Origin of the sequence: Streptomyces sp. NPDC058576, assembly GCF_042718715.1 — a bacterium.
Taxonomy (GTDB): Bacteria; Actinomycetota; Actinomycetes; order Streptomycetales; family Streptomycetaceae; genus Streptomyces.
On record NZ_JBHXPF010000034.1, the window covers coordinates 72,737 to 85,379 of the forward strand.

Genomic DNA, 12,643 nt, shown 5'->3' on the forward strand with positions numbered 1-12,643 from the left:
CCGACCGCCTCGGCCGAGAGAAGGGCCTCCCACCATGCCGCTCCACCGCGGTGCCCACCCGGAGCAGGACGAACCCTCCGACGAGCAGCGCAGGCTCGCCCTGAACCCGTTCTTCGGCGAGGCGGACCCGACGGCCGCGATGAACACCGCGCCGCCCCGGCACCGGCTGCCCGACGGGCCATTGCCGCCGCTCACCGCGTACCGGCTGGTCCACGACGAGCTGATGCTCGACGGCAACTCCCGGCTCAACCTGGCCACGTTCGTCACCACCTGGATGGAGCCGCAGGCCGGCGTCCTGATGGGCGAGTGCCGGGACAAGAACATGATCGACAAGGACGAGTACCCGCGCACCGCCGAGCTGGAGCGGCGCTGTGTGGCGATGCTCGCCGACCTGTGGAACGCGCCCGACCCGGCGTCGACCGTGGGGTGTTCGACCACCGGGTCGAGCGAGGCGTGCATGCTCGCGGGGCTCGCCCTGAAGCGGCGCTGGGCGAAGCGGAACGCGGACCGCTATCCGGCGACGGCGCGGCCCAATCTGGTGATGGGCGTCAATGTGCAGGTCTGCTGGGACAAGTTCTGCAACTTCTGGGAGGTGGAGGCCCGGCTGGTGCCGATGGAGGGCGAGCGGTTCCACCTGGACCCGGCGGCCGCCGCCGAGCTCTGCGACGAGAACACCATCGGGGTCGTCGGGATCCTCGGCTCCACCTTCGACGGGTCCTACGAGCCGATCGCCGAACTCTGCGCGGCCCTGGACGCCCTCCAGGAGCGCACCGGCCTCGACATCCCGGTCCATGTGGACGGGGCGTCCGGCGCGATGGTGGCGCCCTTCCTCGACCCCGACCTGGTGTGGGACTTCCGGCTGCCGAGGGTGTCGTCGATCAACACCTCGGGGCACAAGTACGGCCTCGTCTATCCGGGAGTCGGCTGGGCGCTGTGGCGTACGGCGGACGAACTGCCGGAGGAGCTGGTCTTCCGGGTCAACTACCTGGGCGGCGACATGCCGACGTTCGCGCTGAACTTCTCCCGGCCCGGGGCGCAGGTGGTGGCGCAGTACTACACGTTCCTGCGGCTCGGGCGCGACGGCTTCCGGGCCGTCCAGCAGGCCGCCCGGGACGTGGCCTGCTCGCTGGCGCGCGCGGTGGAGGGCCTCGGGGACTTCCGGCTGCTCACCCGGGGCGACGAACTGCCGGTGTTCGCCTTCACGACGACCGCCGACGTCCACGCGTACGACGTGTTCGACGTCTCGCGCCGGCTGCGGGAGCGCGGCTGGCTGGTGCCCGCGTACACCTTCCCCGCCAACCGGCAGGACCTCTCCGTGCTGCGGGTGGTGTGCCGCAACGGCTTCTCCTCCGACCTGGCCGAGCTGCTGATCGAGGACCTCAAGACGCTGCTGCCCGAACTGCGTTCACAGAGGCATCCGTTGAGCCATGACAGGACGGCCGCGACGGCCTTTCATCACTAGGGCGTGTCCTGCGACAGCTCGGCCGAAACCGGGGCAGGGTGCCTGGCCGCTGCTGTAGGTTCCTGCCATGTCCACGAGCAAAGACCTGGAGAACCCCGAATCGCGGTTCTCCGCGTTACTGGGGAGCGCGGCACGGCTTCCGGGCGTGCGGATCGACCGGGCCTCGTATCTGCGCAGAGCGCTGGCCCGCCACTGCTCCGAGGCGGAGGTCCGCAGGGCGATCGAGGAGAGCCCCGCGGCGGCGGGCATTCCCCTGGCGGTCCTGGAGCGGGTGGCCAACGAGTCCATCGCCTACGAGACCGCCAAGGTGAGCGCCTTCTCCGCGGCGGCGGGCCTGCCCGGCATTCTGGCCCTGCCCGCCACCGTGCCCGCCGACCTCGCCCAGTACACCGGCCATGTGCTGCGCATCGCCCAGAAGCTCGCCTACCTCTACAGCTGGCCCGATCTGTTCTCCGAGGGCGCCGATATCGACGACGCGACCAGGAGCGTCCTCACGCTCTTCGTCGGCGTGATGTTCGGTACCCAGTCGGCGAACACCGCGGTCGGGAAGGTCGCGACCATGATGTCGCGGGAGGTCGCCAGGAAGCTGCCGCAGAAGGCGCTCACCCAGGGGGTCGTCTACCCCGTGGTGAAGAAGGTCGCCGGCTACCTGGGCGTCCAGATGACGAAGCAGACCTTCGCGAAGTCCGTCTCGAAAGCCATTCCCGTCGTCGGAGCCGTGGTCTCCGGCGGGCTCACCCTCGCGACCTTCCGTCCCATGGCGAAGCGGCTCAAGAAGCACCTCTCCGGCCTGGATCTGGCGAAGCCGGCACCCGGCGTGGTGATCGGGGAGGTCGTCGCCGTCCACGACTCCCCGATCCACGATCAGGGCCGAGCCGTCTGACGCGCGGGCGCCAAGGCCCGGCTAACGGCTCAGGCGCGCGAACTTCCGCACCGCCAGCGGGAAGAACACCGCGATGATGGCCACCGGCCAGAGGACCGCCAGCAGTTGAGCGTGTTCGGCGGCCCAGGATCCGGTGGCGCCACCCGGGTTGCCGAACAGATCCCGTACGGCGGTGGCGGTCGCCGACATGGGGTTCCACTCGACCACCGCGCCCAGCCACCCCGGCATCGACTCCGGGGTGGCGAACACGTTGGAGAGGAAGCCGACCGGCCAGACCAGGATCTGAACCGCCGAGACCATCTCCGGCCGTTCCGCGACCATGGCGAGATGGATGCCGACCCAGAGCATCGCGAACCGCAGCAGAAGCAGGAGCCCCACCGCTCCCAGCGCGGCCACAGGCCCGTCGTGCCAGCGCCAGCCGACCGCGTAACCGACCCCGCTCATCACCGCGAGCGAGACCACCGACTGGAGCATGTCCGCGGCGCTGCGGCCCACCAGCACCGCGCCGGGGACCATCGGCATCGAGCGGAACCGGTCGATGACGCCCTTGCCGAGGTCCTGGGTGACCGCGAGCATCGTCGCCTCCAGGCCGAAGGCCATGGTCAGCGCGAGCATCCCGGGGACCAGGAAGTCGGTGGGGTCGCCGTCCACGCCCCGGCCGCCGCCGACCAGGTACGTGAACATCAGGAGCAGCATCACCGGGAACGCCAGGTTGACGAGGACCTCGACGGGCTGCCGGGCCCAGTGCGCCAGTTCGCGGCGGGTCATCGTCCAGGAGTCGGCCAGCGCCCAGCCGAGCCGGGAGGGCGCCCCGCGCTCGCCGCCGCCCGGTCCGGGTACCGCCCGTACCGCCGTCTTCGTAGCGCTCATGCCGCGACCTCCGCCTTCTCCGTACGCCGTTCCTCGACGGGCTGTCCGGTCAGGGACAGGAACACCTCGTCCAGGGTCGGGCGGCGCACCGCGATGTCCTCCGCCTCGATGCCCGCCTCCGCCAGCACCCGCACCGTCCGGGTCAGGGCCGCCATCCGGTCCGGGGCGGGCGCGCCGATCAGCCGCCGGTCGGGGTCGACCGTCAGGTCCTCGCCGCCCAGCAGGGCGGCGGCCTCCGCCAGCCGGGCCGCGTCGCGCAGGACGACGTCGATCCGGTCGCCGCCGACGCGGGCCTTCAGCTCGTCCGAGGTCCCCTCGGCGACCGCCCGGCCGCCGTCGATCAGGGAGATCCGGTCGGCCAACTGGTCCGCCTCCTCCAGGTATTGCGTGGTCAGCAGCACCGTGGTGCCGCCGCCGACCAGGGACCGCACCGCGTCCCACACCTCGGTCCGGCCGCGCGGGTCGAGGCCGGTCGTCGGCTCGTCCAGGAACAGCACGTCCGGGTCGGTGATCAGCGACGCGGCCAGGTCGAGCCGCCTGCGCATGCCGCCGCTGTACTGCTTGACGGCCTTGCGGCCGGTGTCCGCGAGGCCGAACCGTTCCAGCAGCTCGTCCGCGCGGCTGCCCGCCCGGCGAGCGCCCAGGTGGTACAGCCGCCCGAACATCTCCAGGTTCTGCCGCCCGCCGAGCTGCTCGTCCACCGCCGCGTGCTGCCCGAGCAGCCCGATCCTGCGCCGCACCTCGCCCGCCCGCTCGCGGACGTCGAGGCCGGACACGGTCACCCGGCCCGCGTCGTGGCGCAGCAGCGTCGACATGATCCGTACGGCGGTGGTCTTGCCCGCCCCGTTGGGGCCGAGCACCCCGTGCACGGTGCCGCTGCCGACGGCCAGATCCAGCCCGTCCAGGGCGCGCTTCTCCCCGTACCGCTTGTGCACGCCGTCCATCACGATCGCCTCGGTCACACTCCCCGCCGCCCTTCCACGCCTTCGCACTCCCGGTAGCCCTGTAGTCAAACTTGACTAGTAGCTCAAAGGTAAACCCGTCGACGGCATTCGTCAAACTTGATTAGTCGTGGTCCCCGGGGTCGGGCACTCCGGTGGCGTAGGGGTTCTCCTCACCCTCGGCGAGCACCCCGACGAACGGGTCGCCCTCGCCCGCGAAGGTGTACGCGCCGGCCTCGATGCGTTCGATCAGGCCCCGGGTCCACTCCGCGCCGGCGTCGGCCGAGTGCACCCACAGGTTCATGATCTCGCCGATGTGGCCGAGGGATTCGGGGCCGTCCTCGGGCGTGTAGTACTCGGTGACCCCGTCCCGCCACCCCTTCATGGCCTCGACCCGCTCCTTGAGCAGCGCGACCGCCTCATCGCGGGGCAGGTCGACGATGAAGCCGACCCCTGCGGAGAGGACGTCCATACCCTGGTCGTAGGAGCGGATGGCGTCCCGCAGCAGGGCGCGATACTCCTCAAGACCCTCGTCGGTGACCTCGTACTCGGTGCGCGGCGGGCCGCCGACCGTGGAGGGGGCCGTCTCGTGCGCGCGGAGCAGTCCCTGCTTCGCCATCTGTTTCAGGGCGTGGTAGATCGACCCGGGCTTGGCGTTGGACCACTCGTGCGCGCCCCAGTACTCCAGGTCGTTGCGGACCTGATAGCCGTGCGCCCGGCCGTGCATGCGCACGGCGCCGAGGACCAGCAGCCGGATCGCGGACATGGCACTCCTTCGTATTCAACTTTGACTAGGGTAGCCCCGCCCGCTTGCGTCCGGGCGGCAGGTGTCCCCGGGTGCGTACGGCCGGGGCCAGCAGCGCCGCGACGAGGCACCCGGCCGCCAGCGCGGCCCACACCACGTCGTACGCGCCGAACACGTCCCGCGCGGTGGCCCCGAGGAACGCCGAGGCGCCGGCGCCCAGTTGGTGGGCCGCGTTCGTCCAGCCGAAGACGATGGGGCCGTCCTCCCCGTACACGCGGCGGGTCAGCTCGATGACGGGCGGCACGGTCGCGACGTCGACGAGTCCGTAGACCGCCACGAACAGGAGCATCGGGGCGGTGACCGTGGAGGAGAACACCAGGGGCAGCGCGAGGAGGGTGAGCGCGCGGACGGCGAAGCAGACGGTCAGCACGCGGCGCGGGTCGAACCGGTCGGTCAGCCAGCCGGCAAGCAGCGCGCCGAGGGCGGAGAAGATCCCGACGAGGGACAGCAGCGAGGCCGCCGCCGTGGCCCGCATGCCGTGATCGTGCGCGGCGGGCGCCCAGTTGGACCACATGATGCCGTTGGTGGACGCCCCGCAGAGCGCGAACGCCCCGGCCAGCAGCCAGAACGGGCCGGTGCGCACCGCCCGCAGGAGGACCTTCAGCGTGCGCGTCGCCGCTCCGGCGACCGGGGGCGGACGGGGCACGAACTCCCGTGCCCCGTAGGGCTTCACTCCCACGTCGGCCGGATGGTCGCGCAGCAGCAGGAACACCGTGGCGGCCACCGCCAAGGCCACGAGCGCGAGCGTCACCACCGGCGGACGCCAGCCGAATCGGCCCACGGACCAGGCCAGCAGCGGCAGGAAGAGCAACTGGCCCAGATGGCTGGAGGAGCTGAGCGCACCGGTCACCAGGGAGCGCCGCCGGTCGAACCAGCGGGCGGTCACCCCGGCGGCGAACGTCATGGTCAGACAGCCGCTGCCGAGGCCGATCAGCACACCCCAGTACGCGACCAGCTGCCACGGCCGCGTCATCACGCCGGTGAGCAGCGCCCCCGCCGCGACCAGCAGCAACGCGCCCATCACCACCCGGCGGGCCCCGATCCGGTCCACCAGCGCCGCCGCGAACGGGGCGGTGAGGCCGAAGAGCACCATGTTCACCGCGGCGGCGAGCGCGATCTGCCCGCGCTCCCAGGCGAACTCCTCGTGCAGGGGCGTCACCAGCAGACCGGGCACGGTGGTGAACGCGCCCGCCGTGACGATGGCCGCGGCCGCGACGGCGGCCATCAGCCAAGCGCGGTGGACCCGGGGCGGGCGACGAGCCGGCGGTACGTACGGGGAGGTCGAGGTCGAAGGGGCCATACGAGCAGCCTGGCGAGCGGAACCCGTCCTCACGAGTGTCCCGATGGACCAGGTGCGCAAGGATATGGCCATGACGGTCTTCCTCCACCCCGGGCGGCACCGCGTCGCCGTGCTCGCCCGCGCGGTCCTGCTCCCCATCGAGCTGGGCATCGTCCACCAGCTCTTCGGCCAGGCCCGGCAGGGGGCGTCGGCGGACGGGGAGCCGCTGTACGAGGTCGCCACCTGCTCGCCGACGCCCGGCGACGTGCGCACGGACGGCGACTTCACCGTGGCCGTCGCGCACGGGCCCGAGGCGCTGGCCGAGGCCGACACGGTGATCGTGCTGTCGTCGTACGAGGACTACGTCCAGGAGACGCCCGCGCTCCCGGCCCCGCTGGCGGAGGCGCTCGCGCTGATCCGGCCCGGCGTCCGGGTGGCCTCGATCTGCACCGGCGCGTTCGTGCTGGCCTCGGCCGGACTGCTCGACGGGCACACGGCCACCACCCACTGGCGGTACACGGAGCTGTTCGCCCGGCTCTTTCCCCGCGTCGAGCTGGACCCGGACGTGCTCTACACCGACGGGGGGTCCGTCCTGACCTCGGCGGGCTGTGCCGCCGGGATCGACCTGTGCCTGCACATGATCCGGCGCGACCACGGGACGGCCGTCGCGGGCGACGTGGCCCGGCGCACGGTGGTGCCGCCCCACCGCGAGGGCGGCCAGGTGCAGTACATCCGGCGGCCGGTGGCCGGACGGTCGGCCCCGGGGACCTCGGCCGCCCGCGACTGGGCGCTGCGACGGCTCCAGGACCCGATCACACTGGGGCAGTTGGCGGCCCGGGAGTCGATGAGCGTGCGGCACTTCACCCGGCGGTTCCGGGAGGAGTCCGGCATGACGCCGATGGCCTGGCTGACCCGGCAACGCATCGAGCTGGCACGGGAGTTGCTGGAGGAGTCGGATGCGCCCGTGGAGCAGGTGGCCGCCCGCGCCGGGCTCGGCACGGCGGCCAATCTGCGCCACCACTTCCACGCGGCGCTGGGCGTCTCGCCGAGCGCCTACCGCACCACGTTCCGAGGCCCTGCGCAGCCTTTGTGACGTGTCGTCAGTACGGGAAGACCGAGCGGCCGTGCTGGATCGACATCCACCGCTGCGTGGTGAACGCCTCCACCGCCGCCTCGCCGTTCAGCCGCCCCACCCCGGACGTCTTCTCACCGCCGAACGCGACCAGCGGATCGTCCTGCACGGTGGAGTCGTTGACGTGGAACATCCCGCTGACGATGCGCTGCGCGAACTTCACGCCGCGCTCCGCGTCCCGGGTGTGCACGGCGCCGCTGAGACCGTACGGGCCCTCGTTGACGATCCGTACGGCCTCCTCCTCGCCGTCGAACGTCATCAGCAGGGCCACCGGTCCGAGGATCTCCTGGTGCAGCAGCGGGGAGTCCTCCGCGAGGCCGGTGAGGACGGTCGGCCCGACCACGTTGCCGACGGTCCGGCCCCGTACGAGGGCGCTCGCGCCGTCCGCGATCGCCCGGTCCACCAGGGCGTCCAGCGCGTCGGCCTGGAAGGCGTTGATGACCGGCCCGATCCTGGTCTCCGGATCCCTCGGGTCGCCCGCCCGGAGGGCGGCCACCTTGGCGGTGAACCGCTCGGTGAACTCCGCGGCCACCGACCGGTCCACCAGGATCCGGTTGGCCGCCATGCTCACCTGCCCCTGGTGCAGGAAGCGGCTGAAGACGGCGGCCTGGACCGCGTAGTCGATGTCGGCGTCCTCCAGCACCACCAGGGCGCTGTTCCCGCTCAGTTCGAGGATGGTCCGCTTGAAGGCGCCGGCCGCCGTGGCGGCGATGTGCCGGCCGACCCGGTCGGAGCCGGTGAACGAGATCACCTTGGGCACGGGGTGCTCGATGAACGCGTCGCCGATCTCGGCGCTGTCGGTGATCACCACGTTGAGCAGCCCGGCGGGCAGCCCCGCGTCCTCGAATATCTTCGCTATCAGCCCGCCGCCGACGACCGGGGCGTTCTGATGGGGCTTCACGACGACCGCGTTGCCGAGCGCCAGGGCGGGCGCGACGGACTTCATCGTCACCAGGAAAGGGAAGTTGAAGGCGCTGATGACGCCGACGACGCCGACCGGCAGCCGGTAGAGCCGGTTCTCCCGGCCGTCCCCCACGGCGGGCAGCAGCCGCCCGGTGGGCCGGAGCGCCTGGCGGATCGCCTCCTTCAGGAACTCCGTCGCGCTGAGGACCTCGTACCGGGCCCGCAGCCGGGTGCCGCCCAGCTCGTCGATGATCGCCTCGGCGATCTGCTCCGCGCGCTCGTCGGTGATCCGGAGCGCGCGTTCGAGGACGGCGCGCCGCTCGTACGGGTTGACCGCGGCCCACTCCTCCTGCGCCCGCTCGGCCGCTCGATAGGCCCGGTCGACCTCCAGCGCGGTGGCCACGGTGACGGCGGCGAGTTTCTCACCGTTGTAGGGATTGAAATCGATGATGTCCCACGAGCCGCTGCCGGTCAGCCACTCGCCGTCGATGTACTGGTGGGCCAGTTCATGGAAGAAGGACATGCAATCCCTTACTGCAGGCGTTCGCAGACTCCTGATGCCACGTCATCGTAACGAGAAATTAAGTCAGTTGGAGTAGGCCGTGCAGAAGATCCCGGCTCTCCTGAGGCGCGGGACTGTCCTGGGCGAGTCCCGCCATGGCCTTTTCGTACTGGGCGACTTCCTCGGGCTTGTCCAGATAGAGCGCACTCGTCAGCTGCTCCAAATAGACAATGTCCGACAGGTCGGATTCCGGGAAACGCAGCATCGTGAATGAGCCGCTCTCACCGGCATGGCCGCCGTGACTGAAGGGCATGACCTGAAGCGTGATGTTCGGTTGCTCCGACATATCGATCAGATGCCGCAATTGGGCGCGCATGACCTCGCGTTCGCCGTACGGGCGGCGCAGGGCCGCCTCGTCGAGCACGGCGTGGAAGGTCGGGGCGCGCTCCGAGACGAGGGCCTTCTGGCGCGCCAGGCGCAGGGCGACGCGGCGGTCGATCTCGGCGGGCGAGGCGCCGCGCATCCCGCGCGCGACGACGGCGTGGGCATACGCCTCGGTCTGCAACAGCCCGTGCACGAACTGGACTTCGTAGATACGGATGAGGGAGGCGGCGCCTTCGAGGCCGATGTACGTCTGGAACCAGCCGGGCAGCACGTCTCCGTAACTGTGCCACCAGCCCGCCACGTTGGCCTCGCGGGCCAGACCGAGAAGGGAGTCCCGCTCGGCCTCTTCCGCCACTCCGTAGAGCGTGAGCAGGTCCTCGACGTCCCTGGCCTTGAAGCTCACCCGTCCCAACTCCATGCGGCTGATCTTCGATTCGGAGGCCCGGATCGAGTAGCCGGCCGCCTCACGGGTGATTCCGCGCGACTCCCGCAGTCTCCTGAGCTGAGAGCCCAGGAGGATGCGCCGCACCACCGATCCACTCGACTCGCCTGCCGACACTGGTCCGACCCTCCCCATCGCCTTCCCTGGCACCCGGAGCCCCCCGGAACCCCGAGTGCCGGATTCTGCCACCAAAACGCTTCAGCCCGTACTCATTCGATTACGGAAATGGGAAGACGTCCGGAAAGCTCCGAAACTGACCCCGGGAAGAAATGCCCCGCAACCACCACGGTATCGGGCAGGTCCGGCGCGTGCACGTGCATCTGCCCTTGCATCTGCTGTGCGCATTCGGAACCATGGTCCCCGCGCACCTGCGTGCTCGTGTTGTGCCGCTGTACCCCCCGCAGTACCGCTACAGGCAGTGCCGCTACAGCCGCGAATCCCGGGAGTGCCTCGTATGGGGACGAATGGATCGACGATGCTCGAGCCGTTACGGCAGGGGCTTCCCCCCACCGACCCCTCAGGGGTTGCCGGATCGGCGTCCTGCGCTCTGCCCGCGCGCTACGAAGCGGTCGGCGGTGCACGGAAGTTCACCCGGTCGACGCTGGAGCGGTGGGAGCTGGGCGACCGGTTCGACGATGTCGCCCTGGTGGTGTCCGAACTCGTCACCAACGCCCTGCGCCACGCGCTGCCCGATGATCCGCCCCGGGAATTCCAGGACCCGCCGGTGCGCCTGCATCTGATGCGGTGGACCTCGCGGCTGGTGTGCGCGGTGCGCGACCCCAGCCGGGAGAGCCCGGTGGCGGGCGAGGCGGCGGATTCCGCCGAATCCGGCCGCGGGCTGTTCCTGGTGGAATGCGTCAGTGACAGCTGGGGCTGGCACCCCTCTCCGGTACAGCTCGGAGAACTGCCTTCGGGACCGCTGTACGGCAAGGTGGTCTGGGCCCTTTTCCGGCTGGCGGAAAAGACGGAGTAGGGCTCGCGAAGAGCCCCGGTCCGGTCCCTCGCGGGCCGGACCCGGCGTCAGGCGCCGGCCGCGAGGTGGTCGAACTCGCCGTCCTTGACGCCCAGCAGCAGCGCTTCGATCTCCGCCGGCGTATAGACGAGGGCGGGCCCGTCGGGGTGACGGGAGTTCCGCATCGCCACATTCCCTCCGGGCAGCCGCGCGAACTCCACGCAGGATCCCTGGGAGTTGCTGTGCCTGCTCTTCTGCCAGACGACTCCGCGAAGCTCTGTGGCCGCCATGCCGTTGTACACGTGGTGCACAGGACGCTCCCCGAGTTGCAAGGTGCAAGTGTCAACTAGCTCGGATCATAGCTCTGTTCATATGCCAATGCATGAGCAGATGCACGTGCACGCGGGGTGTTCCTTTGATTACAAGCTCGGCGCTCCGGCCGCCCCTTCCGGGAAGAGAGACGAACGGCACGCCTATTTCGCTCCCGCTTACCGGAGTTGACGCGTACGGGCCTTGGTAACGTGGCGCGGTCTTTCGACCGGAAAACAGCAAGGGGGAACTCCACGTGACCAGGTCTCTACGCACCGGCGCCATCGCGGTCGCCGCTCTGGCGGCATCGTTCGCGCTCACCGCCTGCGGCGGCGACGACGCGGACAAGGACTCCGGCGCGGAAGCCTCGGCGAGCGCGACGCCCGGCGCCGGTGGCGGCGAGGAGTCCGGAGGGAGCGGGGCCGTCGACGCCGCCGCGCTGGAGGGCACCTGGGTGGGGCTGACGGAGGGCAAGAACGTCACCGTGTCCGTGGCCTCCCGTCAGGTCGCCCTGGTCGCCGACCAGTCCGTGTGCCAGGGCGAGGTGAAGGACATGGGCGGCGAACCGATGCTGGCGCTGAAGTGCACCGGCGGCTCCACCGACCGCACGATGGGCGCGATCGACTCCGTCGACGGTTCGAAGCTGGTCGTCTCGTGGGACGGCGGCGTCAAGGACACCCTCACCAAGGCGGATGCGGGCAAGCTGCCGAGCGGCATGCCCTCGCTCCCCGACCTCCCGGACCTGCCCGAGGTTCCCGCGCCGTAGGGCCGCCGCCCCGGCCTCGCCGGGAGCGCTCAGCTCTCGGCGAGGGTGCTGCTGACGCGGGTGGAGCCGCCGCGCTCGTCCAGAGCGCGGGTGAACTCCTCCAGCGCGTCCAGGAGCAGCGCCGCGCCCCGGCGCACGACCGGGTCGCCGACCGGGGTCGTGCCGTCGTCCGTCGGCGTGGGCATGTCCCAGTGGGCCACCGCGTCCACCACCGGCTGCCAGTCGGGCAGCCGCCGCTCCCGTACCGCCCTGGCGCCCTTCTCGGTGGCCCGGCGCAACGCCTCGGCCAGCTGGGCGGCGCCGGGCACCGGGTCGGCCGACCGGGCGGGCAGATGGGCCTCCAGGACCATCGCGGACCGGCCCAGCTGGGCCAGCGCGTGCTGGGCGTCGGTGGCGGCGGCCCGGGAGATGCCCCGGTGGCGTACGGGTTCGTGCTGGGCGGTCGCCAGCGCCTCCTGCCACGCCACGCGGGCCTCCCGGGTGGCGATCAACGCGTCCCGGACGTCCTCGTTGTCCCGGTCGGCGGGGTCCGCGTACCGGTCGACGACCGTGGCCGCGTACCGCCCGTCCGCCACCAGCCACTCGGCCAGCCGGTTGCGCAGCCGCGGGGTCTCCCAGGCCGGATACACGGCGTACGAGATCATCGCGAGGAGTCCGCCGACGAGCGTCAGCACGATGCGTTCGGTGACGGTCTGGGACCAGTCGTCGCCGGCCATGCCGAGCAGGAAGACGACGTACGCGGCGACGCACACCTGGCCGACCGCGTAGCCGGTGCGCATGAGCAGGTACATCAGCCCGGCGCAGACCACCGCGAGGAGCGCGGAGAGCCGGGCGTCGGGGTGGGCGGTCTGCACGACGGCGGTGGCGAGCCCGACGCCGACCAGGGTGCCGCCGAAGCGGGCCACGGAACGGGCGTACGTCTGCGAGAACTCGGGCCGCATCACCATCACGGCGGTCATCGGGGCCCAGTAGCCGTGCCCGAGCGGCACGGCCTCCCCCACGAAGTACCCGGA

General features: G+C 71.2%; 13 protein-coding genes. 5 read left to right on the forward strand and 8 right to left on the reverse strand.

Translation table 11 applies throughout. The features are described 5' to 3' along the window. Nucleotides 1-34: 34 nt before the first annotated feature. On the forward strand, nucleotides 35-1,462 hold the full coding sequence (locus ACFWRV_RS23040) for a glutamate decarboxylase (protein ID WP_384337422.1): 1,428 nt from the start codon (nucleotides 35-37) through the stop codon (nucleotides 1,460-1,462). Between the two features lie 67 nt (nucleotides 1,463-1,529). Next, nucleotides 1,530-2,345, forward strand: coding sequence for a hypothetical protein (locus tag ACFWRV_RS23045; RefSeq protein ID WP_384337424.1), 816 nt, complete (start codon nucleotides 1,530-1,532; stop codon nucleotides 2,343-2,345). Between the two features lie 21 nt (nucleotides 2,346-2,366). On the opposite strand, the gene ACFWRV_RS23050 is transcribed toward ACFWRV_RS23045, so the two are convergent. From ACFWRV_RS23050 to ACFWRV_RS23065, 4 genes are all read right to left on the reverse strand, one after another. After that, nucleotides 2,367-3,215, reverse strand: coding sequence for an ABC transporter permease (locus ACFWRV_RS23050; RefSeq protein ID WP_384337426.1), 849 nt, complete (start codon nucleotides 3,213-3,215; stop codon nucleotides 2,367-2,369). Then, entirely contained in the window at nucleotides 3,212-4,177 is a 966-nt protein-coding gene (locus ACFWRV_RS23055) for an ATP-binding cassette domain-containing protein (RefSeq protein WP_384337428.1), read from the reverse strand. The genes ACFWRV_RS23050 and ACFWRV_RS23055 overlap by 4 nt, the downstream gene beginning before the upstream one ends. 103 nt (nucleotides 4,178-4,280) lie before the next feature. Beyond that, nucleotides 4,281-4,922, reverse strand: coding sequence for a PadR family transcriptional regulator (locus tag ACFWRV_RS23060; protein ID WP_384337430.1), 642 nt, complete (start codon nucleotides 4,920-4,922; stop codon nucleotides 4,281-4,283). Nucleotides 4,923-4,947: 25 nt separating this feature from the next. After that, nucleotides 4,948-6,261 (reverse strand): MFS transporter, encoded by a 1,314-nt coding sequence (locus ACFWRV_RS23065; RefSeq protein ID WP_384337432.1) that lies wholly within the window; start codon nucleotides 6,259-6,261, stop codon nucleotides 4,948-4,950. A 64-nt stretch (nucleotides 6,262-6,325) separates the two neighbouring features. Here ACFWRV_RS23065 and ACFWRV_RS23070 point away from each other — a divergent pair, with 64 nt between their 5' ends. After that, a complete protein-coding gene (locus ACFWRV_RS23070) occupies nucleotides 6,326-7,333 on the forward strand; it encodes a GlxA family transcriptional regulator (protein WP_384337434.1) in 1,008 nt (335 codons plus the stop codon). A 7-nt stretch (nucleotides 7,334-7,340) separates the two neighbouring features. Here ACFWRV_RS23070 and ACFWRV_RS23075 read toward each other — a convergent pair whose 3' ends face one another. Both ACFWRV_RS23075 and ACFWRV_RS23080 read right to left on the reverse strand, forming a co-directional pair. Then, nucleotides 7,341-8,798 carry an aldehyde dehydrogenase family protein gene (locus tag ACFWRV_RS23075; protein ID WP_384337436.1) on the reverse strand — a complete coding sequence of 486 codons (1,458 nt, stop codon included), beginning with the start codon at nucleotides 8,796-8,798 and terminating at the stop codon, nucleotides 7,341-7,343. 58 nt (nucleotides 8,799-8,856) lie between these two features. After that, nucleotides 8,857-9,720, reverse strand: coding sequence for a helix-turn-helix domain-containing protein (locus ACFWRV_RS23080; RefSeq protein WP_384337438.1), 864 nt, complete (start codon nucleotides 9,718-9,720; stop codon nucleotides 8,857-8,859). Between the two features lie 358 nt (nucleotides 9,721-10,078). Between ACFWRV_RS23080 and ACFWRV_RS23085 the strand changes: the two genes are divergently transcribed. Continuing rightward, nucleotides 10,079-10,576 (forward strand): ATP-binding protein, encoded by a 498-nt coding sequence (locus ACFWRV_RS23085; protein WP_384337440.1) that lies wholly within the window; start codon nucleotides 10,079-10,081, stop codon nucleotides 10,574-10,576. A gap of 47 nt (nucleotides 10,577-10,623) precedes the next feature. Here ACFWRV_RS23085 and ACFWRV_RS23090 read toward each other — a convergent pair whose 3' ends face one another. Further along, nucleotides 10,624-10,866: a DUF397 domain-containing protein gene (locus tag ACFWRV_RS23090; RefSeq protein WP_003968242.1), complete on the reverse strand. Its 243-nt coding sequence runs from the start codon at nucleotides 10,864-10,866 to the stop codon at nucleotides 10,624-10,626. Nucleotides 10,867-11,120: 254 nt separating this feature from the next. Here ACFWRV_RS23090 and ACFWRV_RS23095 point away from each other — a divergent pair, with 254 nt between their 5' ends. Then, nucleotides 11,121-11,630 carry a hypothetical protein gene (locus ACFWRV_RS23095; RefSeq protein ID WP_384337443.1) on the forward strand — a complete coding sequence of 170 codons (510 nt, stop codon included), beginning with the start codon at nucleotides 11,121-11,123 and terminating at the stop codon, nucleotides 11,628-11,630. 29 nt (nucleotides 11,631-11,659) lie between these two features. Here the strand turns inward: ACFWRV_RS23095 and ACFWRV_RS23100 are convergent. Then, on the reverse strand, nucleotides 11,660-12,643 hold a 984-nt coding region (locus ACFWRV_RS23100; protein WP_384337444.1), incomplete at its 5' end, for an FUSC family protein.